The following is a 22632-nucleotide window of genomic DNA, read 5'->3' as shown; positions in this document are numbered from 1 at the left end:
CGTCGCGGGGCGCTGCTACCTTGTACACCGTTTCACGGTAAAGCTACCTTGCACCAAGATTCTTCAGGGAATTGGACGTTGAATCCAGAGTTGATCATCTACCCAAGCTCATACTGACGGTAGTTTTCTGTGGAATGTGCATTGCGGTCGCAATCTGGCGTCTATTCCAGCTCGCGGTGACCGGCCGATTGGACATGTCGCCAATTTTCCCGAACCTTAAGGCAGATTTCCGAGCCAATCCCATCAAGCTGCTTCTAGCAAGCTCTCTTGTTGTGTTCTTTCTGGCACTATCGGCTCTGGGGTTGATAATCGGTATTGATATCGCGCTCGGTGGATAACTTAGACGGCTACACGCTTCCGGCCCTCATCATTCTCTCTGATGACGCCGAGCACCGTCTAACACCAGGGCTTGGGCTGTCCCTTCCAGGGCCGAACCAAGCCCTCCGATACGAGCACGGCGCCGAGAGAGCGGCCGTCGCGCATCACCACGCGCAGCTTTTCGCTGTTCTTGTCGTCGCTCCTGCCGATGGCCTCGATCAGCCTGAACTCGCCGGCGTTCAGCAACTCGCGCAATCGCTGCTTGGCGTAGAAGCCGCGGGCACGTTCGCTATCGCAACTCGCCTGCTTGATTCGCGGTGCATCGACGTCGGCGACACGGATCTCCTCGCGCTGGTAGCGGAATGTTCCGCCGTCGACGACGCAATTGTCGTTGCGGGTACCGCAGAAATAGAACTGATTCGCCTGGGGCTCGACGGCCGTGGGCTGCGCGATCGGGCGCTCGACGGGTGTCGGTGCGGCCAACCCGACATTGACTGCGGGTATCGGTCCGTCGACAGGCTTCGTCTTGTGCGTAGCCGAGGGCATGGCGACACGGGCCTGCGCCTTCGGCCGATCGTCCGACCTGGATGTGGATGTCGACTTGGGCGCCGATGCGAACACATCCGAAACGCCCGGCAGATCCCGCAACTGTCCACGGTGGTCGTACGCAACAACGCCGCCGACTGTCAGCACCGCGGCGAGATACCAGGGCAGCATTCCGCCCTTTTTCTTTGTCCGGCTGCCGCGGCGACGCCCGCGGCTTGTCGTGGTCTTAGCCATTCCGCCCCATCCTTAATCCGGGCGGCATTATGCTGCCGATCCGTTGCCGAATGGTTTTCAACGACAGCCCGAATGCGGGAGTTTGCGCACAAGTCGGTCGGGAGGACGCGGCGGTCCATGACTTTCATTCGATTGGAGCCGCCGCCACATCGTCGCCGACGAAGGAGCCGAATAGGCTCGGCTTCCGTGTAGCGTGAGCTTGTGGCGCCCTGTCGAAGCGAGGATCGCCCTCGCGAACGAATCATCGTTCCTTCGAAGACCCCGTCCCGTTGCGTCGGCGCGCCCACCAGACTGCGAACCTTCGGCGGCGGCGGCGTACTGAAGGAATATCGTGCGAGAGGATGAGTAAGCCCAAGGGCACCATCCAGAATCCGAGCACGGGCAGAAAGCCGAGAAAGCCGCCGAATATCAGCAGCCCGCCAACCAGCATGCGCAGCAGTGGTGATTCCGGCAGCCTCAGGCGCCATTTGCCAAGCACGATCTGCCGTGTGTGCGGGTCTATGCCGAAATGCGTCTGTTTTCTGTTTTTATGCATCATTCCCTATCCGGCTGCCTCTCCCACAATTGGGGGCTTCTCCACAGGCTCGCAACAAAACTTCTCACTTTTTTTAAAAAAACAGCTTGGCAAATCGGAAAAGCATTTGTATTAGCAGCCTCACTTCTGCAGGACACGCCGCGCAGATGATCCCTGGTAGCTCAGCGGTAGAGCATTCGACTGTTAATCGACAGGTCGCCGGTTCGAATCCGGCCCGGGGAGCCAGTTTTTAAAGAGCCATTCGCGGTAACGCCCGAATGGCTCTTTTTCATTTTGCGGCTATGGTGCCGGCGACGCCTTCCTCCTTCCTCGCCCCCGGGAATGTCATGAGCGCAAATCCCACAACGCCGATTCTGGTCTGGTTTCGTCGAGATTTGCGCCTTCAAGACAATCAGGCACTTGCCACCGCGGCGCAGACGGGTGGACCGGTGATTCCGATCTACATCAATGAACCGGAGGAAAGCGGCAATGGGCCGCTTGGTGGCGCGCAGCGTTGGTGGCTGCACCATTCGCTCCAGGCATTGCGGGCATCGCTGCGGGCACACGGCTCCGACTTTATCCTGCGGACCGGTGCGCCGTTGGATGTGATCGCCGAGATAGCGCGGGAATCGGGCGCGACGACCGTGTTCTGGAATCGCCGCTACGACCCGAGCGGAATAGGAACCGATGCGCCGTTGAAGAAAGCGCTCGTTGAACGCGGCTTCACCGTCAGCAGCTTTGCAGGGCAACTGTTGCATGAGCCGACACGGCTCCTCACGAAGGGTGGCGGCCCTTATCGCGTGTTCACGCCGTTCTGGCGTGCGCTTGAGGCCAGCGGCGAGCCGGCGGCGCCGATTGAGACGCCGGAAATGATCAGAGCGCCTGTGAGGTGGCCGGCATCCGAGGAGCTTGAACGGTGGAAGCTCTTGCCGACGCGGCCGGACTGGGCATCGACGTTCGCCGAAATCTGGACGCCGGGCGAGCAGGCCGCTGCCGAACGCCTGCACAAATTCGTTGAACATGCCCTTGCCGGCTACAAGGCTGAGCGGGACGTCCCTGCAGCGCAAGGTACGTCCATGCTCTCTGCGCATCTTGCCTTCGGCGAAATCTCTCCGGCGCAGATCTGGCAGGTCACGCGTGGCCTGACGGAAACGCCGGTGGACGATGTCGTCACTTTCCGCAAGGAACTCGCCTGGCGCGAGTTCTCCTACAATCTGCTGTTTCACAATCCGGATCTCGGCCGTCAAAACCTCGATCGTCGTTTTGATGGCTTTCGCTGGCTGGACAATGACGAACAGTTCCACCGCTGGACAAGGGGCCTGACCGGCTATCCGATTGTCGACGCCGGCATGCGGCAGCTCTGGCGCCACGGCTACATGCACAATCGCGTCAGGATGATCGTCGCCTCCTTCCTGATCAAGGACCTGCTGATCGACTGGCGACGCGGAGAGGCGTGGTTCCGCGACACGCTGGTCGATGCAGATCCGGCCTCGAACGCAGCAAGCTGGCAATGGGTGGCGGGGTCCGGCGCCGATGCCTCGCCTTTCTTCCGCATTTTCAACCCGGTGCTCCAGGGCGAGAAATTCGATCCGGAGGGGCTTTATGTGAAGCGTTTCGTTCCGGAGCTCGCTGATCTCGAGGCGCGTTATATCCATCGACCATTCTCGGCCCCCTCGGCAGTACTGGCTGCCGCCGGCATCGAGCTTGGAGTCTCCTACCCCACCCCCATCGTCGACCACGCCTTCGCGCGCGACCGCGCGTTGGCCGCGTTTCAGGAAATCAGAACCTAAAAAATCGCTACAACCGCGCCGCCACCGGTACAAATCCATGGTTGGCCTCTCGCAGGATTATCGCTAGGCTCACGTTACGGATGCAACGATTGCCGGAGGGTGGTTTATGCATGATACAGAAGCCTGCTTTGCCGAATTCGACAACGCCGAGCACCTTTCGACTGAAAATCTCTCGCAGGTGCTGAAGGACTTTCCGCTCAAGGCCCAGATGGTCCTGCGCGGCCTCGTTCACCTTGAGGCCGGCGCGCTGGCGCTCGCTTTGCCCAACGGTCGGCGGCTGCTGGTCAAGGGAAAGGTGCCGGGGCCATGCGCCGCCGTGACACTTCACAACTGGAATCTTCCGCACCGGGCAATCACCGGTGGCACCATCGGCGCCGCGGAAAGTTATATAGACGGCGATTGGGACAGCCCCGATGTCGGCGCCTTTCTCGAGCTTTTCCTTGTCAACGCAGACATCGGCAACAGATTCCCTAACCGGGCGCGCGGGTTGATGCGGCTGGTGGAAAAATTCCTCCACTGGCGCAATGCCAACACCAGGACGGGCGCACAGCGCAATATCTCTGCCCACTACGACCTCGGCAACGCCTTCTACCGTGAATGGCTCGATCCGAGCATGACCTATTCGTCGGCACTTTACGCTAGCGGCGCCAACGATCTGCAGTCGGCCCAGACTGCCAAATACCGGGCACTGGCCGAGGCGACGAATCTACGGCCCGGTGACCATGTGCTTGAGATCGGCTGCGGCTGGGGCGGTTTTGCAGAATTTGCGGCGACCGAGATCGGCTGCAAGGTCACCGGCCTGACCATCAGTCGCGAACAACTCGCGTTTGCCCGGGAACGCATGCACAGGGCCGGCGTCGCCGACCGCGTCGAGCTGAAATTCCAGGACTATCGCGAGGAGAAGGGCCTCTATGACCGAATCGTCTCGATCGAAATGTTCGAGGCGGTCGGGGAAAAATTCTGGTCGACCTATTTCTCGCAGCTGAAGCGCTGCCTGAAACCCGGCGGCAAGGCCGGCCTGCAGATCATCACGATCAAGCCGGAAGCCTACGAGGAGTACCGCTCCAATCCGGACTTCATCCAAAAGTACGTTTTCCCCGGCGGCATGCTGCCGACGCGCGAGCATCTGGTCGATCTCGGGCGCAACGTCGGTCTGCGAATGATCAACGATTTCGGCTTCGGTGGCGACTACGCCCGAACGCTCGGCGAGTGGCGGCAGCGCTTCTGGTCGGTGTGGAGCCGGATCGAGCCGCTCGGTTTCGATCTGCGCTTCAAGCGCCTGTGGGAGTTCTATTTCTACTACTGCGAAGCCGGTTTCCGCGCCCGCAACATCGATGTCCGTCAGATCGTCTTCGAATGAGGCTCGCCGCCGCTACAGCGCCGCGCGTCTTATTAGACGCGCAAAGGTCGCTGTAGCACTTTGAATGGCTGCAAGTTTTTATCCTTAAATCGAATAGGATTTAAGGAAACATGCAGTAGGCTTTACCGATCGTCCGACAACGCCTATGAGGCAACCGATCCAGATCTTTTCTTGAAGGTTCCTCATGCGGCTTGCATGGTTTTTCCTGGCGCTCGCGATCGCGACTGAGGTGGCGGGCCTGACGGCGATGAAGGCCGCATCCGCCAATGGCTCCTATCTCGGCCACGTAGTGATGTATGTCTCCATTGCGCTTTCCTACGTCTTCCTGGCAAAGGCCGTGAAGACCATTTCCGTCGGCGTTGCCTATGCCATCTGGGAGGGGTCCGGGGTCGCGATCATTACGCTCGTTTCGGTGTTCGTGTTCGGCCATGTGCTGACCGGCCGGGAAATGCTGGGCCTGTCGATGGCGGTGGCCGGTATCCTGCTCGTCAATGCAGGCGAACACCGCGAAGAGGACGCTCCGGCCACGGAGGGAGCCATCGATGAGCGCACCTAGTCTCTATTTCGTCTTTGCCGTCATCGCCGGCATCCTCGACATCGCTGCCAATCTCGCTTCGACCAAATCGAATGGCTTCGCGCGCCGCGGCTGGGGCGCGCTTTCCATCGTTCTCGTGCTCGCCGCCTTTGCCTTCCTTGCCGAAGCGGTCAAGGGCATGGAACTTGCGATCGCCTACGCGGTTCTCGGCGCGACCGGGATTTTCGGCACGGCCATTTGCGGCCGCCTGCTCTTCGGCCAGAAGCTCAAGCCGATCGGCTGGGTCGGCCTCGCCCTGATCTTCGGCGCAGTACTGGTGCTTCACACGGCCTGATGTGGCCGCCCCTTGGCGCTCGTGCGGGTGTTCGTCGCTTTTGGCGGCGTCGCGCCTTGCCGGGTCAGCCGGTCAACGAGCGCGAAGTAGGCACCATATGGCAGCAGGCGTGACAACTTTGCGATAGTGATAGAGCGCTTCGGGAAGCTGACTTCGAAATGCTTCGACTTCAGGCCCTCGACGACGTGCTGAGCGGCCTCGTCTGCACTGACCATGCCGGACCTTGCAAATCCAAGCCGCGGCGAACCGGTCGTGTCGACAGGCCCCGGATTGATCAACTGCAGGCGAATGCCGATCCGGTCCAGATCGAGCTTCAAGCTCTCGGCCAGATTGATCAGGGCCGCCTTCGTGGCGCCATGGGCGGCGTTGCCCGGCAAACCGCCATAACCTGCAGCCCCCGACACGATGGCGATGTGGCCCTGCCCCCTTGCCTTCATGTGGGCCACTGCCGGCAGCAGACAATTGACGACACCGTTCACATTGACCGCAAAGCTCCGCTCAAAAGCGTCGCGATGCAGATCGTCGCCCCTCACCGGGATTGTCACCCCCGCATTGAACACGGCCAGAGACAGGTCGCCGTGATCATATTCGATCGATGCCAACACACGTTCCATATCCTGAGGGTCGGTGACATCGCCATCGAGAACGATGATGCGGCCGTCGGCGGCAGCTTCCTGTTGCAGGGCCACCAGTTTTTCGTGATTTCTGGAGGTGACGACCACCGAATAGCCGTCTCGCACCAGCCGCAATGCCAGCGCTCGGCCTATTCCCGAACTCGCTCCCGTTACCCATGCCAACCCATGCTCGGAATTCGTCTTGTGCATACTCATTGCCCATACCTCGGCACGCACCCGCCCGGTGCACGCTCAACTCAAGGGGCCGGCGAATGACACGCCCGGCCCAGACCAATCCCCCTCCAATATCCGGCGCGCACCCAGAGCGGCCTCGACCCTAAGCTTTCCCCTCGAAGACGTTTTTTGTTCGGGACAGGGCAGCGGTGAAACGCTATTTCTTGCCTGGGAAACAGGCTGAGCCGAAAACACGCCAATATTTCGGCGATCCGGTGTCGTTCTCAACGTTCGCCGGCCACTCGGCGTTTTTCTTCGGTAACGCGGCTCGCTTCAGCGGCCGTTCTCAAGCACGAGGTTCTGCAATGGCCATTCTTCCGTCCGTTCTTGAAGCAATCGGCAACACGCCCCTGATCCGGCTGAAATCCGTATCCGAGGCAACCGGCTGCACGATCCTCGGCAAGGCGGAGTTTCTCAATCCGGGACAGTCGGTGAAGGATCGCGCCGCGCTCTGGATCATCCGGGAGGCGGAGAAGGCCGGGCAGTTGAAGCCGGGGGGCGTGATCGTCGAAGGGACTGCCGGCAATACCGGCATTGGCCTTGCCCTCGTCGGGCAGGCACTCGGCTATCGGACCGTCATCGTCATTCCGGAAACCCAGAGCCAGGAAAAGAAGGATGCGCTGCGTCTTCTTGGAGCAGAGCTCGTCGAAGTGCCGGCTGTGCCGTACAAGAACCCGAACAACTACGTGAAGATCTCCGGTCGCCTGGCCGCTGAACTCGCAAAGACCGAACCGAACGGCGCCATCTGGGCAAACCAGTTCGACAATGTCGCCAATCGTGACGCCCATGTCGCCACCACGGCGCCTGAAATCTGGCGCGATACGGACGGCAAGGTCGACGGCTTCATCTGCTCTGTCGGCTCCGGCGGTACGCTTGCGGGCGTTGCAGAGGGCCTGCGCGCCAAGAACCCTGCGATCAAGATCGGCCTTGCCGACCCTGATGGTGCGGCGCTCTACAATTACTACGCGCACGGGGAGTTGAAGGCGAGCGGAAGCTCCATCACCGAGGGCATCGGCCAGGGCCGCATCACCGCCAACCTCGAAGGCTTCAGTCCAGACTTTTCCTACCAGATCTCCGATGCCGAGGCCGTGCCGCTGGTCTTCGACCTGATCGAACGCGAAGGCATTTGCGTCGGCGGATCAACGGGCATCAATATTGCCGGCGCCGTCCGGCTCGCCAAGGAGCTCGGTCCGGGACATACGATCGTGACGATCCTTTGCGACTATGGTAACCGCTATCAATCGAAACTCTTCAACCCGGACTTCCTGGCCTCGAAGGGCCTGCCTGTTCCGGCCTGGTTGAAGGGCCCCTCAAGCATCACCGTTCCATACGAATCAGTCGGATAAGATTTGCGATGACAAAGACCGTGACTGCCCTCTTCCGCGAAGATTTCTATCTCTCGACTTGCGAAGCAAGTGTCACCGGAATTCTGGAGGATGGCGGGATCGAGCTTGATCAGACCTGCTTCTACGCCACGTCAGGCGGACAGCCGGGCGATAGCGGCTTCCTGGAGCGCAGCGACGGCAGCCGCATCGACGTTGCCGTTGCCCGTCATGGCGCGACGAAGGACATCATCATCCATGTCCCGGCGGAAGGACAGCCAGCGCCTGATATCGGCGAGAAGCTGGTCGTGCATATCGACTGGCCGCGCCGCTACCGGCTGATGCGCATGCACACGGCTTGCCATCTGCTCTCCGTCGTTTGTCCCTTCCCGATCACGGGCGCAGCCGTAGGCGAAGATGAAAGCCGGGTCGATTTCGACATGAGCGAAACGATCGATAAGGACGAGGTGACGGCAGCGCTGAGGAAGCTCGTCGACGAGAACCACCCGGTCTATCTGCAGTGGATCACCGACGAGGAACTCGCAGCCAACCCCGGTATCGTCAAATCCAAGAATGTACGCCCGCCCGTCGGGCTTGGTCGCGTCAGCCTTGTCTGCATCGGTGAAAACTCGGCGATCGACAGCCAGCCCTGCGGCGGTACACATGTGTCGGAAACCCAGGAAGTCGGCGCGATCCACATCGCCAAGATCGAGAAGAAGGGCAAGGAAAACCGCCGTTTCCGCATCCGCTTCGGCACGGCAGACGACCGCCAGACAATCTGAACAGGAGATACGACCATGACCAACAACAAAAGCGCTTACGTCGTTTCTCCGGACTGGTTGCAGCAGCGGCTCAACAATCCCACCATTCGCATTCTCGATGCCGCCTGGTATCTGCCAGCCCAGAACAGAGACCCGAAAGCGGAGTACGACGTGGGCCACATTCCCGGTGCCGTGTTCTTCGACCAGGATGCGATCGCCGATCACACGAGCGGACTGCCGCATACGCTGCCGACGCCGGAAGCCTTCGCCACGGCCGTTGGTGCGCTCGGTGTCAGCGAGACCGATACGATCGTCGTCTATGACGGCCCGGGCATCATGACCGCGCCGCGCGTGTGGTGGATGCTGCGCATCATGGGCGCAAAGGACGTCTATGTGCTCGATGGCGGCATGGACGGCTGGAAGAAGGACGGACGCCCGGTGACGACGGACGTTCCCTCGCCCACGCCCGTCACGTTCAACGTTACTTTCACGCCTTCGGCGGTAACCTCGCTTGAGCGCATGAAGGACATCGTGCAATCAGGCAAGGTCCAAATTGCCGATGCGCGGGGCGCCGGGCGCTTCCTCGGCGAAGAGCCAGAGCCGCGTGCCGGAATGCGCTCCGGCCACATGCCGGGCGCGCACAGCCTGCCTTCCACCACCTTTTCCGAGAACGGCAAGTTCAAAGATCTCGACACGCTGCGCAAGACATTTGCCGAGGCGGGCGTCGACCTTTCCAAGCCCGTGGTGACAACCTGCGGCTCAGGCGTCACGGCAGCCATCATCACGCTGGCGCTGCAATCCCTCGGCCACACCGACAATACGCTTTACGACGGCTCCTGGTCCGAATGGGGTGGCCGCGCGGATACCTCCGTTGTGACCGGCAGCGAGTGACATCATGCGCCCTCCCAAGCTCGCCTCACTGACTGCCCACGTCACCGAACTGGAAATGACGGCACCGCCCAAGCAGAGCTTGCCGATGCCGGTCAACATCCAGACGGCAATCCTGCGCGTGTCCGACATCCCGCTGAATTACTATCGGTTCCTCTATCTGCGGGTTGGCAAACGCTGGCACTGGGCCGATCGTATCCGCATGAGCGACGAAAAGCTGGCTGCGTTACTCGCCGACAAACGCACGAGCGTTACCGTGCTCTATGTCAACGGCGCACCTGCCGGCTTCTTCGAGCTTCACCAGGCCGATGACAACGTCGTCGAGCTGACGCATTTCGGCTTGATGGAGCACGCGCTCGGGCTTGGCCTCGGCAAATGGTTCCTGCTGCAAACGCTGTTTGCTGCGTGGACCTTGAACCCGAGCAAGGTTACGGTCACGACCAACAATCTCGACCACCCACGGGCGCTCCAGCTCTATCAGCAATTCGGCTTCTCGCCCGTCGCCACCCGCGAAGCGACCATCGAGCCGCTGACGGACGAAGAACTGCTGGCCTTCGCTAAGAATCTCTGACGTCCGCACGGCCGCAAGTTTCGGGTGTCGCCGCCGCACCAGGCGGGGCACAGTGCGCATCAAATGATCCCTATTGATCTGGAGATGCACGATGGCCCTGCGCTACATACCGATGTCCACCGATCAGGCCGAGCGCCTAAGACAGGGTGGCAACGATGCTTATGGCAACCCGCCGGAACGCCAGATATCCGATGGCGACGGCGTTCCCTGTCGGCATTGCCTTGGCAACGTCGATGCCGGCGACACCTATCTGATCTTCGCGCTGCGGCCTTTTACGTCGCTGCAGCCCTATGCCGAGACCGGTCCGGTTTTCATGCATGCCGACGAATGCCCGGCATATAGCGACGAAGTTCGGCCGCCCATCCTGACGTCGAGCAAAGACTATCTGCTGCGCGGCTACGGCAGCAATGAGCGCATCATCTATGGGACCGGCGGCGTGGTTCCCGCCGAGCAGCTCGAATCTCGCGCTGAAGCTCTGCTCTCCATGCCTGAGGTCGCAAGTGTGCATGTCCGATCGGCCAAGAACAATTGTTATCAATGCAGGATAGAGCGCCCCTGAAGCGTCGGTCCGGCCATGGCCGGACCGACTTCGTTAGGGTTCAGGCGACGTTGAGCACCGCTTCCGGCGCGTAGGCGTCGTAACCGAGTGCCTCGGCAACGGGGGCGTTGGTCACCCGTCCGCGGTGAACGTTGAGACCGGCACGCAGGTGCCGATCTTCCGCGACTGCCTTCAGACCACGATCAGCCAGTTGCAGACCGTAGTGCAGCGTGGCGTTGTTGAGCGCATGGGCTGACGTCACCGGGACGGCGCCAGGCATATTCGCGACGCAATAGTGGACGATCCCGTCGACCTCGTAAGTCGGGTCCGAATGGGTGGTCGCGTGCGATGTCTCGAAGCAGCCGCCCTGGTCGATGGCGACATCGACGATGACGGCACCCTTCTTCATCCCGGTCAGCATTTCCCGCGTCACAAGCTTAGGTGCGGCAGCGCCTGGAATGAGAACGGCTCCGATGACCAGATCGGCAGAGAAAACCTCATCCTCGAGGGCATCGATGGTGGAGTAGCGCGTGTGTATACGACCGCCGAAGATGTCGTCGAGCTGGCGCAGACGAGGAATAGAGCGATCGAGGATGCTGACATCAGCGCCAAGTCCAGCTGCCATTCTGGCGGCATGGAGGCCGACGACGCCGCCGCCGATAATCGCGACCTTGGCGGGAAGCACACCGGGCACACCGCCGAGCAGAATGCCGCGGCCACCGTTGGCCTTCTGCAGCGATGTCGCACCGGCCTGAATGGCCAGGCGACCCGCGACTTCCGACATCGGCGCCAGAAGCGGCAAGCCGCCGCGCTCGTCCGTGACGGTTTCATAGGCGATGGCCGTGACGCCCGAATTGAGCAGACCCTTGGTCTGTTCCGGATCCGGCGCGAGATGCAGGTAGGTATAGAGAATTTGGCCCTCGCGCAGCTGTGCCCATTCGGAAGGCTGCGGCTCCTTGACCTTGACGATCATGTCCGATTTTTCGAACACATCCTTTGCCGTCGCGACTATCTTCGCGCCAGCGGCACGGTAGGTATCGTCATCCGCGCCGATCCCCGCTCCTGCCTTGGTTTCAATGATAACCTCGTGGCCGTGAGCGACATATTCACGTACCGACCCGGGGGTCAGGCCGACTCGGTATTCATGGTTTTTGATTTCCTTCGGGCAACCGACACGCATCGCGCGTTCCTCTCCTGTTGTGGGCAATTTTGCCTCATTGACACGCCCTCAGCAAAACACGCGGCGAAACGAATGTCCTTGCAAAGATGTCTCCGCGGAGGCATCAATTTCGAAGAATATTGCGTCATTGTCCGAGCTATTGGTGGAAATCGCGAATGAGTGAACTTGATGCCATCGATCATGCGATTCTGCGCATTCTTCAGCAGAACGGCAGGATTTCGAACGCCGATCTGGCGGCCAAGGTAGGGCTGTCGCCATCGGCCTGTTCGCGCCGGGTCGATATCCTGGAGAAATCAGGCACCATCAGCGGCTACCACGCCCGCCTCGCCCACAAGGCGCTCGACTACCAGATCATGGTGATCGTGCATATTTCCCTGTCCGGGCAGTTCGCCAAGACGCTGGCCGAGTTCGAGGCAGCGGTAAAGCTCTGCCCCAATGTTCTCGTCTGTTACCTGATGTCGGGCGAATACGACTACATTCTGCGGGTCGCGGCCAAGGACCTGCAGGACTACGAACGCATCCACCGAGACTGGCTTTCCGCCCTGCCCCATGTGGTCAAGATCAACTCGAGCTTTTCCTTGCGGGAAGTGATCGACCGGCCGAACGTCGGCATATAACGAGCTGCGATAGCGTTAGCGGCCGACGACGCAATCGCGACCACGCGCTTTCGCTGAATAGAGCCTGAGATCAGCCTCAGACAGCAGATGCGCAATCGCGACACCATCGTCAGGCGTGGACGACAATCCGATGCTGACGGTCACGGCTTTGCCATCGGGGGTGAAAACACCAGCGGACACCGCTAGCCGGATGGTCTCGGCATGCCTCAGCGCATCGGCATGCGACAATCCCGGGCACAGCACGACGAACTCTTCACCGCCATAACGAAAGAGCCGATCTCCCTGGCGCAAGCGTGCTTTCATCACTTCCACAAGCTTCTGCAGGATGCGGTCACCCTCCTGGTGGCCGAAGCGATCGTTGACGCCCTTGAAGTGATCGACGTCGATGATCAACAGACTGACCGCAGCTTTTGAGGCTACGGCAGCGCGCAGCATCTGCGGCCCTTCGATATCGAAGCGGCTGCGGTCGAGACATCCCGTCAGCGTGTCCTGGCCGGACCGTGAAAGCAGGTCTTCATAGCGTTCGCGGAAAGTCAGATCGTTGAAGATGTCGCCGAGAGGCCGGTCCGACATCGCCAGGAACGGATGGCGCGAAACATTGAGATAGAGGCCGATAGCGATGGCGTAGAAAGTCGCGGCCAGCATTTTCGCGATCCATCCGCCCCACAGCACCTCCATAGGCGCATCGTTCAGCCAGTGCAGAGCCGCGTAAAATGCCAATTGATCGAAGCTCAGGATCACGACACCGCAGATCAGGAAGCGGACGGTTACGAAGCGGCGCAACCATTTGCCGAGACGCTCGTAGAGCAGGATGATCAGGAGCGTATCGAGGTAGAGAACCAACGTCCCCCACACCATCAGCCCGCCCATTTCATCGATGAAGGCGATGTCGGCCGAACGGCCCGGAACAATCGAAACAGTCTCGTGCTGGCGCAGCAGCAGGCTGAGGATGACCGTGAGCAAGTTTCCCGCGAGCAGACCATAGATCGGCTGACGGACGGTCGCGGCATCCTCCTTCACGTAAAGCAAGAGGATGATCATCAGCTTGCCGGAGAAAAGCACGACCGATCCCGGAGAGACGATCCCGAACGGCAATTGCACGTAAAAGACCGCCGCCAGATAGGTTTCGATGAAATGCATCACGCCCAGGGCCGCGACAAAAACGCCGAGACCCAGCCGGGCACGAAGCTGCAACAACCAGATCATCGCCGTGACGTAGACCAGTGCTTCGCCGACGAAAATAATGAGATTGGCGTTGGGCATGCTGTTGAAAAGGTTCCGGTTTCGCCAGACAAACCGTTAGGTGGAAAGCTTAAAGAAAACTTTAGCTCGGTTGCAGACGGACCGGAATTGCAATGCGAGAATCAACTGCTTTGCGAAGTGTTGCCTTTCCGGCATAGTCGCGACCAACCCACCGTGGTTCGCATGTCAAATCAGAAACCGCGGATTGCACACGCAATGGCATTCATCAATGGAGGGCAAGCATGCAATCGACGACATCCCCGTTCCACCTCTCGCGCCGCTCGCTTCTGTCCGGCGTCGCCGCCGCCTCGGCGCTGGTAATGCTTCACCCCTTCTCCGCACGTGCTGCCGCCAACCAGGCGCATCTGCGCATCATGGAAACGACCGACCTGCACGTTCACGTCTTTCCCTACGACTACTACGGCGACAAGCCGAACGACACGCTGGGGCTAGCACGCACGGCCTCGATCGTCGACGCCATCCGGGCGGAGGCAACCAACTCGATCCTCGTCGATAACGGCGACTTCCTGCAGGGAAACCCGATGGGCGACTACATCGCCTATCAGCGTGGCATGAAGGATGGTGACATCCATCCTGTTATCGCTGCAATGAACGTGCTTGGCTACGATTGCGGCACGCTCGGCAACCACGAATTCAACTATGGCCTTGATTTCATGTTCAAGGTGCTGAACGGCGCCAACTTCCCGCTGGTCTGCGCCAACCTGACCAAGGGCGCGCTCGCCGCCGATGCCCGACAGGACCAGCTGTTCCTCAAGCCCTACGTCATTCTCGACCGCAAGGTGAAGGACGGTGCCGGCGCCGAGCATGCGATCCGGGTCGGGCTCATCGGTTTCGTGCCTCCGCAGATCATGTCCTGGGACGCAAAGCACCTTGAGGGCAAGGCCAATGCCCGCGATATCGTCACGGCGGCCCAAGCCTGGGTTCCGCAGATGCGCGAGGAAGGTGCCGATATCGTCATCGCGCTTTCCCACTCCGGCATCGGTCAGCAGGACTACGCCGAAAACCTCGAAAACGCATCGGTTCCGCTGGCCGCGGTCGAAGGCATCGACGCCATCGTGACCGGGCATAGCCATCTCGATTTCCCCGGTCCGAAGTTCGCCAAAATCGCCGGCGTCGACAATGCCAAGGGGCTGATTTCGGGCAAGCCCGGCGTCATGGGCGGGTTCTGGGGTTCGCATCTCGGCCTGATCGATCTGCTGATCGAACGCGAAGGCGGCGCCTGGCGCGTCATCAGCTCCACCAGCGAAGCGCGGCCGATCTACCGGCGCGAGGACAAGAAGGTGATCGCCGAGGTCGCCGAAAAGCCGGAAGTGCTGGCGGCGGCACAAAAGGAACACGAGGCAACACTTGCCTATGTTCGCACGCCGGTCGGCAAAAGCGCGGTGCCGCTCTATTCCTACTTCGCCCTGGTCGCCGACGATCCGTCTGTCCAGATCGTCAGCCAGGCGCAGACCTGGTACATCAAGGACATGCTGAAGGATACGGAGCACAAGGATCTGCCTGTGCTCTCCGCTGCGGCTCCATTCAAGGCCGGCGGTCGCGGCGGCGCCGACTACTACACCGACGTTCCGGCCGGCGACATCGCCATCAAGAACGTCGCCGATCTCTATCTCTACCCCAACACGGTCCAGGCCGTCGTCATCACCGGCGAGCAGGTGCGCAACTGGCTGGAAATGTCCGCAGGCATCTTCAACCAGGTGAAGGCTGGAGCCTCGGATGCAGCCCTGATCAACGGTGACTTTCCGTCCTACAACTTCGATGTCATCGACGGCGTCACTTACCAGATCGACCTGTCCGAGCCGCCGAAGTTCGACAAGGACGGCAATGCCATCAACCCGTCAGCCAATCGTATCAAGAACCTGAACTTCAATGGACAACCGATTGACCCGGCGCAGAAATTTGTCGTCGCGACGAACAACTACCGCGCCGGTGGCGGCGGCCATTTCCCTGATATCGCTGCCGACAAGGTGGTCTTCGTGGCACCCGACACCAACCGCGACGTAGTGGTTCGCTACATCATTGACCAGGGAACCATAAATCCGGCGGCCGATGCCAACTGGACCTTCGCGCCACTCGCGAACACCAGCGTCACGTTCGACAGCGGCCCGAAGGCAAGGCAGTTCCTGTCGCAGGTCAAAGGCGTGACGATCGAGGATGCGGGTGAAGCCGCAGAAGGATTCGCCCGTTTCCGCATCAAGCTGTGATGCCGAGTGCCCCCGCAAGGCGGGGGTACGTCCCCTGGCGTGGAGAACGGAAGTGCCGCTACCAGCAAATGCCAAAAGCGGCAATGCGGATGCTGAAGCAGCCATCAATCTGGACGTGAGTGAGCCGCTTGCGCTTACGATGGACACGAGCTCTTGACGCCAAGTCACTGCAATATTTTTATAAATCGGACGTCGCGGCTTGCCGCCAACAATCAGACTTGCCGCGACGGGGCGTCGTCAGAAAACAACGACGGTCCGGTCTGGTCGATGATCTGGCGGCCCTTGCGGAAAGCGGCATCGATCGCGTCTTGTTCGGACGTGAACAGATCGGCCCGGATGAAGCTGCGCACCCGCACGTCGCCTTCGGCGATCGTCTTCTCGATGCTGCCAGCCAGACGGAACTGCGAGCCTTCGCGCATCGGTGTCGCGCGGATCGTGCACTCTGCATAGGCTTCGGTTTTTCCCGATGCGCCTTGAGCCTCGTTTTCGGTGGAGCCGGAGCGGCCGAACAGTTTTGAGAAAAATGATGCCATGAGCAAGACTTAGACGCGACGGCGAAAGCTGTCAAAGCCAAAGTGTCGATGTCGACCCTCTGCCATTACGTCTCCGCCCACCAGCCGTCAGATGATCAGATTGGACAGGATCTCGTTCTCGGTGATGTCCTGATACCGCAGGCCGGCAGCGTCGAACCGCGACTTCAGGATCGGGAAATTCTCCGCGTGCTTGGTCTCTATGCCGATGAGGATCGAACCGAAATTGCGCGCGGACTTCTTCAAATATTCGAAGCGCGAGATATCGTCCTCGTCGCCGAGCAGGTTGAGGAAGTCGCGCAAGGCACCAGGGCGCTGCGCCATGCGCAGGATGAAATACTTCTTGAGCCCCGCATGCCGCATCGCCCGCTCCTTGACGTCAGGAAGACGCTCGAAGTCGAAGTTGCCGCCGGAGACGACGGCGATGACGGTCTTGCCTTCAAGCTTTTCGCGACCGATCGCGTCCAGCGCCGTGATCGACAATGCGCCTGCGGGCTCGAGCACAACGCCCTCGACATTCAACATGTCGATGATCGTCATGCAGATCGCGTTTTCCGGAAGCAGCATGACCTGGTCGGCAGAGAAGCGGCGAAGAGCCGCAAAATTCAGATCGCCGATCCGCCCGACAGCTGCGCCATCGACGAAGTTGTCGACTTGGTCGAGCGTGACAAGACTGCCGGTCTCGAGGCTCTGCCGGAGGCTCGGCGCGCCTGATGGTTCGCAGAAGACGAAATGGTCGGCGGCGACATCATCCTTCAGATAGCCGGTGACGCCGGCCGACAGGCCACCGCCACCGACCGGAAGCACGACGAGATCGGGCCTGACGCCCTCGGGCAATTGCTCGGCGATTTCAGCGGCAACAGTCGCCTGCCCTTCGATGATGTCGAGATGATCGAACGGCGGCACCATGACGCCATCGATCGTTTCCACATGCTCGCGCGCAGCCTTGTAGCATTGGTCGAAGATGTCGCCGACAAGGCGGATCGTGATGAACTCGCCGCCGAACATGCGGGTCTTGTCAATCTTCTGCTGCGGCGTGGTCACCGGCATGAAGACGACGCCAGGAACACTGAAATGCCGGCAGACGAAGGCGAAGCCCTGCGCGTGGTTGCCTGCCGAGGCGCACACGAAGGTCTTGCCCGTCGCGCCGGCACCAAGCACCTTGCGGAAGAAATTGAACGCGCCTCTGATCTTGTAGGAGCGAACCGGCGAAAGGTCCTCGCGCTTGAGGAAGATGTTGGCGCCGTACCTGGCGCTCAGATGTTCGTTCAATTGCAGCGGCGTGGCCGGAAAAATATCACGCATCGCCGTGGTTGCGTTGTCAACATCCTGCTTCGTCACGTGAGGTCATCCATTGAGTTTGCCGATGGCAGCCGCTATTGCACATTGCAGCGCTCGAGGCCATCGCTTTGACTCGAATCGACCGGCGGTGGACAATGTAACCGCTTCGCGCCTCGCCAGATCACGTAGTTTCATTTCCAGGAAATCGAACGTTTGAACGCAACCCTGATCCGGCCCGCTGTGCACATCGCAGCGATCCTCGGCCTCTACCTGTCGGTGGCGATGCTCGTGCCGGCGATGGTCGACCTCTATTACGGCCATCGCGATTGGCAGATCTTTGCTGTATCCGCCTTCATGATCGGCGGCCTTTCGGCAGCGACGTTCATGGCGACGCGCATGGGACCGCCGCCGTTTTCGAAGAAGTTCGGCTTTCTGCTGGTCAACCTGCTCTGGGCGGTATTTTCAGTCGTCGGCGCCATCCCGCTGTGGCTGTCTTCATTGAAGCTCGACTTCGCGCAGGCGCTGTTCGAATCCGTCTCCGCCATCACGACAACCGGATCGACCGTCATCGTCGGGCTCGACGATGCGCCGCCGGGACTGCTCGTCTGGCGCTCGCTCTTGTGCTGGCTCGGCGGCATCGGCATCGTCGTCCTTGGCCTGTTCATCATCCCCTATCTCCGGGTTGGCGGCATGTCGTTCTTCAAGATGGAATCCTCCGATACGAGCGACAAGCCGTTCGCTCGCGTCGCAAGCTTCAGCCGCGCATTCCTTCTCATCTATATCTCGATCACGGTTCTCTGCACGATCGGGTACAACATGACGGGCATGAACCGGTTCGACGCGATCAATCATGCGATGTCGACGGTGGCGACGGGCGGTTTCTCGACGCATGATGCGTCATTCGGCTATTTCGGCAGTATCCCGCTGCTCTGGACGGCGACCTTCTTCATGGCGCTCTGCAGCCTGCCGTTCTCGATCCTGATCGTGCTTGTCGTGCGCGGCCGCCTCGACGCGCTTCGCGACCCGCAGATCATCGTCTTCCTCGGCTATCTCTCGGCCTTCTCGATCGCCGTGGCGATCTATCATCGCCTCGTCAGTGGCGTCGAGTTTCACCTGGCGCTTGCACATTCCTTCTTCAACATCACCTCGATCCTTTCGACCAGCGGCTATGCGAGCGAGGACTACAGCCTGTGGGGTCCCTTCGTGGTGATGGTCGCTTTCATCGCAACCTTCATGGGCGGCTGTTCCGGATCGACTGCCGGCGGCATCAAGGCCTATCGCTTCGTGGTGCTCTTCAACGCCATCCGCTCGGGCCTCAACAAGCTCATCTACCCCAATGCGATCTATGCCGTACGTTACGGTAACAACACTGTTGATGCCGATACGCAGCGCGCGATCTTCCTGTTCTTCACCACCTATATCCTGCTGTGGGTGCTGGGCAGCCTCGGCATGGGCGCGCTCGGCTATGATTTCATAACCGCGACCTCAGCGGTCATCACCTGCCTTTCCAATGTCGGTCCCGGCCTCGGCAGTCTCATTGGCCCGGCGGGCAACTTCTCGACACTCCAGGACCCGGAGCTTTATCTCCTGTCGCTGATGATGTTGCTGGGTCGTCTGGAAGTGCTGACCGTTCTGGTGATTCTGACGCCGATCTTCTGGAAACATTGACCATTGCCGCGCCGGCCCTATCGTCTTGACTCGATGCGGCAAATGCCGAAAGTCGCATCCAAGGGACAAAGGGGAACGTCATGGCGAAACATCGGTCACTGCTGGCGGTGCTAACCGCCGCAAGCATGCTCTGCATAAGCGTCGAGGCAAAGGCCGGGCCGCTCGTCGACGCCGCGACCAAGGCGGAACAATTGGCGACCTCCGGCGACCCGGCCAAAGCACGGGAACTCCTGCGGCAAGCGGTCGGTGATTTTTCGCAAACCCTGCCGTTCTCCATCGGCAAGGCCGTCTTCATCACCAAGGAACCGGCTGGCTATGCCATGTACGAGCCCAAGGACGGGACCGTCTTCAAGACCGGGGAAGCGCTCGTATCCTACGTCGAACCGGTCGGCCTCACCTGGAAGGACGCGGCCACCAAGGGCAAGTTGGAAACGCACTTCACCGTCGATTTCGACATCCTCAATCCCAAGGGCGATATCCTTGCCGGGCAGAAGGCATTTGGCGACTTCACCTTCACCGGTTACCTCAAGAACCAGGAGATCTATTCGACCCTGACGATCGACGTTTCCGGGGCTCCGGTCGGTGACTACGTGCTGCGCTTCCATTTCAACGATATCAACAGCGGCAAGACAGCGACGATCGATCAGCCGTTCAAGATAGCCGGACCGTGAGACAATGCCTGACATGATTACGACGATCGGCTTCGATGCCGATGATACGCTTTGGCAAAACGAACAGTTCTATCGCCTGACCGAGGCGCGCTTCGCCGAACTGCTCAAGGACCATGCCGACACGGAAAGCCTGCCCGCACGGCTGCTGGCCGCCGAAAAGCGCAACCTCGGCCTGTACGGTTTTGGCATCAAGGGCTTCGTGCTGTCGATGGTGGAGACCGCTGTCGACGTGACGGACGGGCGCGTCCCGTCATCGGTGATCGCAGAAATCCTTGCGGCCGGACGCGAGATGCTGGTCCACCCGGTCGAGCCGCTGCCACATGTCAAGGAAACGCTCGAGACGCTTCATGGCACCTTCCGGTTGGTGATGATTACCAAGGGCGACCTCTTCGACCAGGAGCGCAAGCTCGCCGCCTCTGGATTGGGCGATTACTTCAACGCCGTCGAAATCGTCAGCGACAAAACGGCCGCCACATACGATCGCATCTTCACACGCCACGGCGACGGCCCGGCGAAAAGCCTGATGGTCGGCAACTCGTTGAAGTCCGACATCGTCCCTGCCCTCGAGGCCGGCAGTTGGGGCATCTATGTGCCGCATGCCCTCACCTGGGCATTCGAGCATCACGACAAACCCGACAGCCATCCGCGCTTCCGCGAGATCGCCGATCTCGGTGGTCTGTCGGATGCACTGCAAACGTTGCCCGACGACAGCGCCGCGCGTCTAAATAAGACGCGCTAAGGTCGCTGTAGCCCTTTGAATTGCTGCCTGTTTTTATCCTTAAATCGAATAGGATTTAAGGAACCATGCAGTAGGGCTCTCGCCTGGACCAGAGCGGCTTTGACATCGTAAGTTGCGATGACGAGGCTTGTGGTCCTGCGCTTTAGGGCGACCCGAAAAGAGCTATGAAATCCGAACGAATCGGAGAAAGCTGCGGGAAACCGAAAGGCACGTTGAGGGAGAAACAGTTTGGCGGAGCTATTCGGGGCCACTGTCGCCATGGCGTTCACCAGCATGCTGATCGGGTGGATTGTCAGGAAGCTTTCCTCCACGGGCGTCTTTGCATCTCGCCTTGTCGGCTTGGCAATAATGCTGTTCATCGCACCGCCGATCTACATTTTCGCGTCAGGCGGCCCGTATTTCCAGGCATTCTTCGCCTATAGCCTTGGAGCACTGCTTGCTGGCGCGATCTTCTATTGTCTGCGCCAGAAGGAAAAGGACGCATAAACTCCGCCCGATCCAAAGCGCCTTCCGCTTTGCGGCCGTCGAAATAGCCCGATCCACGGCCCGGCAGCGGGCCCGAAATTGCAATGCAGAGCGTATGTGCGCGTGCAGACGACCGGGTATCGCAGAGACGCTGGCAGCCATCGCACCGCTCGCGGAATCGGCCAGATCTGTGTTATGTGCCGCCATCAATCGAAATCGAGGTGATCGACATGGCCGAAAATTGGGAAAAGCCCGTAGCTTTGGCCCTGGAGGGACCGGAGAAATACACGACCATTACGAACACGACCGAAGCGTCCTGGGCGATGATCGAGGACTGGCCGCTCGAAGACAGCGCGCTGCTGACACTGGCACTCGATACGTGTGCTGCCGTGATCGAGGGCAAGCAACCGGCAGAGGCCGCCCGCAAAGCCTTCATCGATGCTGCGCGCGAAGCGGGCATTCCCGTCCGGGAGTAACCTTGCGCCCCGGGATAGAGCCCGGCTTACCCCTGTTACAAATGTACCTAAAGCGACGCGCGTCTTATTAGACGCGCAAGGTCGCTGTAGCACTTTGAATTACTGCAGGTTTCCTTAAATCGAATACGATTTAAGGAAAGTAGGTCGCCCTCCGGTGGATCGGCACTACCGGCTTCAAAGGCAAATTGGTCGCGCCCAATATAAAGCGACGCCTAAAACATGCCGAACGAGGCGCGAACATCCACAGTACGAACCCGGCCTACCCTTCCCCAATAACCCATTTGAGGGAGGAACAATTGGTGAAAGCGCCGGCAGCGGCTGAGGTCGTCCGGCTGCTCCAAACTCACCGTGAGGCTCACGCTATCGGCCAGCAAGAACGCGACAATCAAGTTTGGATGCAGAACCGCTTCGCCTTCGGACGATCCGCAACAATAAAGACTTCTGAAGACGCCATTTTTCGTTTCTCGACAGCCATTCGACAGCTGCCGTTCAGCTTCAATTAAGCCTAACTCCCAAATAGTGGGGACGATCATAAATCGAGGAAATCTGTGGTGGCGCTTCCCGGACCGGCTTTCATTCTCGCTCTCGTCGCCTTCATCGTCGTGGTACCTCTTGCGGCCAAGAAGGCTGAAGAGGGCCGGATTTACAGCCACAGCATCGCCACGAACTTCTAAACTGACGCCGCAGGTCTGCAACACGCCCCGGCGCACATCTCCTAAAGCTTGCCGTAACCATTCCTAGGTTTCGCCACCTCGACCGCGGTCGAAATACGGCATCTGCCGTATGTCACTGATCTCCCTGCCGATCTACGCCAAGGTTCCCCGTTTGCTAACCGTAGTGCGCCGGGTTCGAACCAAGGAGGTGGCATGAAAGCAGCCGCGTCCCAGGAGAGAACGGACCATTGAGATGCAGGTGATGATCGAGGGACAGTCACGCTTCCGGCCTTTCGGCTTACCTTATTGGGGTTTCGAAGATCTCA

Annotated in this window: 25 protein-coding genes and 1 tRNA gene; 19 read left to right on the top strand and 7 right to left on the bottom strand. The window is 60.1% G+C overall.

Annotated features, from left to right (window positions below):
- Positions 1 to 396 precede the first annotated feature (396 nt).
- Both C6558_RS28075 and C6558_RS28070 read right to left on the bottom strand, forming a co-directional pair.
- Positions 397 to 1098: a thermonuclease family protein gene (locus C6558_RS28075; RefSeq protein ID WP_107028025.1), complete on the bottom strand. Its 702-nt coding sequence runs from the start codon at positions 1096 to 1098 to the stop codon at positions 397 to 399.
- Between the two features lie 241 nt (positions 1099 to 1339).
- Complete coding sequence (locus tag C6558_RS28070; RefSeq protein WP_025427046.1) at positions 1340 to 1633, bottom strand: hypothetical protein; 294 nt, start codon at positions 1631 to 1633, stop codon at positions 1340 to 1342.
- A gap of 150 nt (positions 1634 to 1783) precedes the next feature.
- Between C6558_RS28070 and C6558_RS28065 the strand changes: the two genes are divergently transcribed.
- The 5 genes from C6558_RS28065 (at position 1784) to C6558_RS28045 (ending at position 5631) form a co-directional block, all read left to right on the top strand.
- Positions 1784 to 1858, top strand: a tRNA-Asn gene (locus C6558_RS28065).
- 101 nt (positions 1859 to 1959) lie between these two features.
- The gene (locus tag C6558_RS28060) at positions 1960 to 3402 is read left to right on the top strand and encodes a deoxyribodipyrimidine photo-lyase (RefSeq protein ID WP_025427045.1); all 1443 of its coding nucleotides are present in this window, start codon (positions 1960 to 1962) and stop codon (positions 3400 to 3402) included.
- 106 nt (positions 3403 to 3508) lie between these two features.
- Positions 3509 to 4762: a cyclopropane-fatty-acyl-phospholipid synthase family protein gene (locus tag C6558_RS28055; RefSeq protein ID WP_025427044.1), complete on the top strand. Its 1254-nt coding sequence runs from the start codon at positions 3509 to 3511 to the stop codon at positions 4760 to 4762.
- Positions 4763 to 4946: 184 nt separating this feature from the next.
- Complete coding sequence (locus C6558_RS28050) at positions 4947 to 5318, top strand: SMR family transporter (protein ID WP_025427043.1); 372 nt, start codon at positions 4947 to 4949, stop codon at positions 5316 to 5318.
- The gene (locus C6558_RS28045) at positions 5305 to 5631 is read left to right on the top strand and encodes an SMR family transporter (RefSeq protein WP_025427042.1); all 327 of its coding nucleotides are present in this window, start codon (positions 5305 to 5307) and stop codon (positions 5629 to 5631) included. The genes C6558_RS28050 and C6558_RS28045 overlap by 14 nt, the downstream gene beginning before the upstream one ends.
- Here C6558_RS28045 and C6558_RS28040 read toward each other — a convergent pair.
- Positions 5619 to 6461: an SDR family oxidoreductase gene (locus tag C6558_RS28040; RefSeq protein WP_025427041.1), complete on the bottom strand. Its 843-nt coding sequence runs from the start codon at positions 6459 to 6461 to the stop codon at positions 5619 to 5621. The genes C6558_RS28045 and C6558_RS28040 overlap by 13 nt on opposite strands.
- 323 nt (positions 6462 to 6784) lie before the next feature.
- On the opposite strand from C6558_RS28040, the gene C6558_RS28035 reads away from it, so the two are divergent.
- The 5 genes from C6558_RS28035 (at position 6785) to C6558_RS28015 (ending at position 10580) form a co-directional block, all read left to right on the top strand.
- Positions 6785 to 7825: a cysteine synthase A gene (locus C6558_RS28035; RefSeq protein WP_025427040.1), complete on the top strand. Its 1041-nt coding sequence runs from the start codon at positions 6785 to 6787 to the stop codon at positions 7823 to 7825.
- Between the two features lie 8 nt (positions 7826 to 7833).
- Positions 7834 to 8583 (top strand): alanyl-tRNA editing protein, encoded by a 750-nt coding sequence (locus C6558_RS28030; protein ID WP_025427039.1) that lies wholly within the window; start codon positions 7834 to 7836, stop codon positions 8581 to 8583.
- Positions 8584 to 8598: 15 nt separating this feature from the next.
- Positions 8599 to 9453, top strand: coding sequence for a 3-mercaptopyruvate sulfurtransferase (gene sseA / locus C6558_RS28025; protein ID WP_025427038.1), 855 nt, complete (start codon positions 8599 to 8601; stop codon positions 9451 to 9453).
- Positions 9454 to 9457: 4 nt separating this feature from the next.
- Entirely contained in the window at positions 9458 to 10021 is a 564-nt protein-coding gene (locus tag C6558_RS28020) for a GNAT family N-acetyltransferase (protein WP_025427037.1), read from the top strand.
- A gap of 91 nt (positions 10022 to 10112) precedes the next feature.
- Positions 10113 to 10580: a DUF1203 domain-containing protein gene (locus C6558_RS28015; protein WP_025427036.1), complete on the top strand. Its 468-nt coding sequence runs from the start codon at positions 10113 to 10115 to the stop codon at positions 10578 to 10580.
- A gap of 40 nt (positions 10581 to 10620) precedes the next feature.
- On the opposite strand, the gene ald is transcribed toward C6558_RS28015, so the two are convergent.
- Positions 10621 to 11739 carry an alanine dehydrogenase gene (gene ald, locus C6558_RS28010; protein WP_025427035.1) on the bottom strand — a complete coding sequence of 373 codons (1119 nt, stop codon included), beginning with the start codon at positions 11737 to 11739 and terminating at the stop codon, positions 10621 to 10623.
- A 155-nt stretch (positions 11740 to 11894) separates the two neighbouring features.
- Between ald and C6558_RS28005 the strand changes: the two genes are divergently transcribed.
- A complete protein-coding gene (locus tag C6558_RS28005; protein WP_025427034.1) occupies positions 11895 to 12356 on the top strand; it encodes an Lrp/AsnC family transcriptional regulator in 462 nt (153 codons plus the stop codon).
- Between the two features lie 15 nt (positions 12357 to 12371).
- Here the strand turns inward: C6558_RS28005 and C6558_RS28000 are convergent, their stop codons facing one another.
- Positions 12372 to 13619: a GGDEF domain-containing protein gene (locus C6558_RS28000; protein WP_025427033.1), complete on the bottom strand. Its 1248-nt coding sequence runs from the start codon at positions 13617 to 13619 to the stop codon at positions 12372 to 12374.
- Between the two features lie 221 nt (positions 13620 to 13840).
- On the opposite strand from C6558_RS28000, the gene C6558_RS27995 reads away from it, so the two are divergent.
- The gene (locus tag C6558_RS27995; RefSeq protein WP_025427032.1) at positions 13841 to 15823 is read left to right on the top strand and encodes a bifunctional 2',3'-cyclic-nucleotide 2'-phosphodiesterase/3'-nucleotidase; all 1983 of its coding nucleotides are present in this window, start codon (positions 13841 to 13843) and stop codon (positions 15821 to 15823) included.
- 212 nt (positions 15824 to 16035) lie between these two features.
- Here the strand turns inward: C6558_RS27995 and C6558_RS27990 are convergent, their stop codons facing one another.
- Both C6558_RS27990 and ilvA read right to left on the bottom strand, forming a co-directional pair.
- The gene (locus C6558_RS27990; RefSeq protein ID WP_025427031.1) at positions 16036 to 16356 is read right to left on the bottom strand and encodes an HlyU family transcriptional regulator; all 321 of its coding nucleotides are present in this window, start codon (positions 16354 to 16356) and stop codon (positions 16036 to 16038) included.
- Between the two features lie 87 nt (positions 16357 to 16443).
- The gene (gene ilvA, locus C6558_RS27985) at positions 16444 to 17694 is read right to left on the bottom strand and encodes a threonine ammonia-lyase (protein ID WP_025427030.1); all 1251 of its coding nucleotides are present in this window, start codon (positions 17692 to 17694) and stop codon (positions 16444 to 16446) included.
- Positions 17695 to 17847: 153 nt separating this feature from the next.
- On the opposite strand from ilvA, the gene C6558_RS27980 reads away from it, so the two are divergent.
- The 7 genes from C6558_RS27980 to C6558_RS41445 all read left to right on the top strand — a co-directional run bounded on the left by C6558_RS27980 (position 17848) and on the right by C6558_RS41445 (position 22327).
- Positions 17848 to 19302, top strand: a complete 1455-nt coding sequence (locus tag C6558_RS27980) for a TrkH family potassium uptake protein (RefSeq protein ID WP_084814270.1) — start codon at positions 17848 to 17850, stop codon at positions 19300 to 19302.
- 80 nt (positions 19303 to 19382) lie between these two features.
- Positions 19383 to 19973, top strand: a complete 591-nt coding sequence (locus C6558_RS27975; RefSeq protein WP_025427028.1) for a hypothetical protein — start codon at positions 19383 to 19385, stop codon at positions 19971 to 19973.
- 4 nt (positions 19974 to 19977) lie between these two features.
- A complete protein-coding gene (locus C6558_RS27970; RefSeq protein WP_057210396.1) occupies positions 19978 to 20712 on the top strand; it encodes an HAD family hydrolase in 735 nt (244 codons plus the stop codon).
- Positions 20713 to 20940: 228 nt separating this feature from the next.
- On the top strand, positions 20941 to 21198 hold the full coding sequence (locus C6558_RS27965) for a hypothetical protein (RefSeq protein ID WP_025427026.1): 258 nt from the start codon (positions 20941 to 20943) through the stop codon (positions 21196 to 21198).
- Between the two features lie 209 nt (positions 21199 to 21407).
- Complete coding sequence (locus C6558_RS27960) at positions 21408 to 21653, top strand: DUF982 domain-containing protein (RefSeq protein WP_025427025.1); 246 nt, start codon at positions 21408 to 21410, stop codon at positions 21651 to 21653.
- 299 nt (positions 21654 to 21952) lie between these two features.
- Positions 21953 to 22156 carry a hypothetical protein gene (locus tag C6558_RS27955; protein WP_128090372.1) on the top strand — a complete coding sequence of 68 codons (204 nt, stop codon included), beginning with the start codon at positions 21953 to 21955 and terminating at the stop codon, positions 22154 to 22156.
- Positions 22157 to 22204: 48 nt separating this feature from the next.
- The gene (locus C6558_RS41445; protein ID WP_255569942.1) at positions 22205 to 22327 is read left to right on the top strand and encodes a hypothetical protein; all 123 of its coding nucleotides are present in this window, start codon (positions 22205 to 22207) and stop codon (positions 22325 to 22327) included.
- The last annotated feature ends 305 nt before the right edge of the window (positions 22328 to 22632 follow it).

This window comes from Ensifer sp. NM-2, from assembly GCF_003024455.1.
Classification (GTDB): domain Bacteria; phylum Pseudomonadota; class Alphaproteobacteria; order Rhizobiales; family Rhizobiaceae; genus Ensifer; species Ensifer canadensis.
Note: the sequence above shows the minus strand (reverse complement) of the source record. Positions and strands in the feature narration are given on the sequence as shown.

Coding starts and splice junctions, on each gene's coding strand:
- C6558_RS28075 (WP_107028025.1), bottom strand. CDS start 1,098: ATGGCTAAGACCACGACAAGCCGCGGGCGTCGCCGCGGCAGCCGGACA.
- C6558_RS28070 (WP_025427046.1), bottom strand. CDS start 1,633: ATGCATAAAAACAGAAAACAGACGCATTTCGGCATAGACCCGCACACA.
- C6558_RS28060 (WP_025427045.1), top strand. CDS start 1,960: ATGAGCGCAAATCCCACAACGCCGATTCTGGTCTGGTTTCGTCGAGAT.
- C6558_RS28055 (WP_025427044.1), top strand. CDS start 3,509: ATGCATGATACAGAAGCCTGCTTTGCCGAATTCGACAACGCCGAGCAC.
- C6558_RS28050 (WP_025427043.1), top strand. CDS start 4,947: ATGCGGCTTGCATGGTTTTTCCTGGCGCTCGCGATCGCGACTGAGGTG.
- C6558_RS28045 (WP_025427042.1), top strand. CDS start 5,305: ATGAGCGCACCTAGTCTCTATTTCGTCTTTGCCGTCATCGCCGGCATC.
- C6558_RS28040 (WP_025427041.1), bottom strand. CDS start 6,461: ATGAGTATGCACAAGACGAATTCCGAGCATGGGTTGGCATGGGTAACG.
- C6558_RS28035 (WP_025427040.1), top strand. CDS start 6,785: ATGGCCATTCTTCCGTCCGTTCTTGAAGCAATCGGCAACACGCCCCTG.
- C6558_RS28030 (WP_025427039.1), top strand. CDS start 7,834: ATGACAAAGACCGTGACTGCCCTCTTCCGCGAAGATTTCTATCTCTCG.
- sseA (WP_025427038.1), top strand. CDS start 8,599: ATGACCAACAACAAAAGCGCTTACGTCGTTTCTCCGGACTGGTTGCAG.
- C6558_RS28020 (WP_025427037.1), top strand. CDS start 9,458: ATGCGCCCTCCCAAGCTCGCCTCACTGACTGCCCACGTCACCGAACTG.
- C6558_RS28015 (WP_025427036.1), top strand. CDS start 10,113: ATGGCCCTGCGCTACATACCGATGTCCACCGATCAGGCCGAGCGCCTA.
- ald (WP_025427035.1), bottom strand. CDS start 11,739: ATGCGTGTCGGTTGCCCGAAGGAAATCAAAAACCATGAATACCGAGTC.
- C6558_RS28005 (WP_025427034.1), top strand. CDS start 11,895: ATGAGTGAACTTGATGCCATCGATCATGCGATTCTGCGCATTCTTCAG.
- C6558_RS28000 (WP_025427033.1), bottom strand. CDS start 13,619: ATGCCCAACGCCAATCTCATTATTTTCGTCGGCGAAGCACTGGTCTAC.
- C6558_RS27995 (WP_025427032.1), top strand. CDS start 13,841: ATGCAATCGACGACATCCCCGTTCCACCTCTCGCGCCGCTCGCTTCTG.
- C6558_RS27990 (WP_025427031.1), bottom strand. CDS start 16,356: ATGGCATCATTTTTCTCAAAACTGTTCGGCCGCTCCGGCTCCACCGAA.
- C6558_RS27975 (WP_025427028.1), top strand. CDS start 19,383: ATGGCGAAACATCGGTCACTGCTGGCGGTGCTAACCGCCGCAAGCATG.
- C6558_RS27970 (WP_057210396.1), top strand. CDS start 19,978: ATGCCTGACATGATTACGACGATCGGCTTCGATGCCGATGATACGCTT.
- C6558_RS27960 (WP_025427025.1), top strand. CDS start 21,408: ATGGCCGAAAATTGGGAAAAGCCCGTAGCTTTGGCCCTGGAGGGACCG.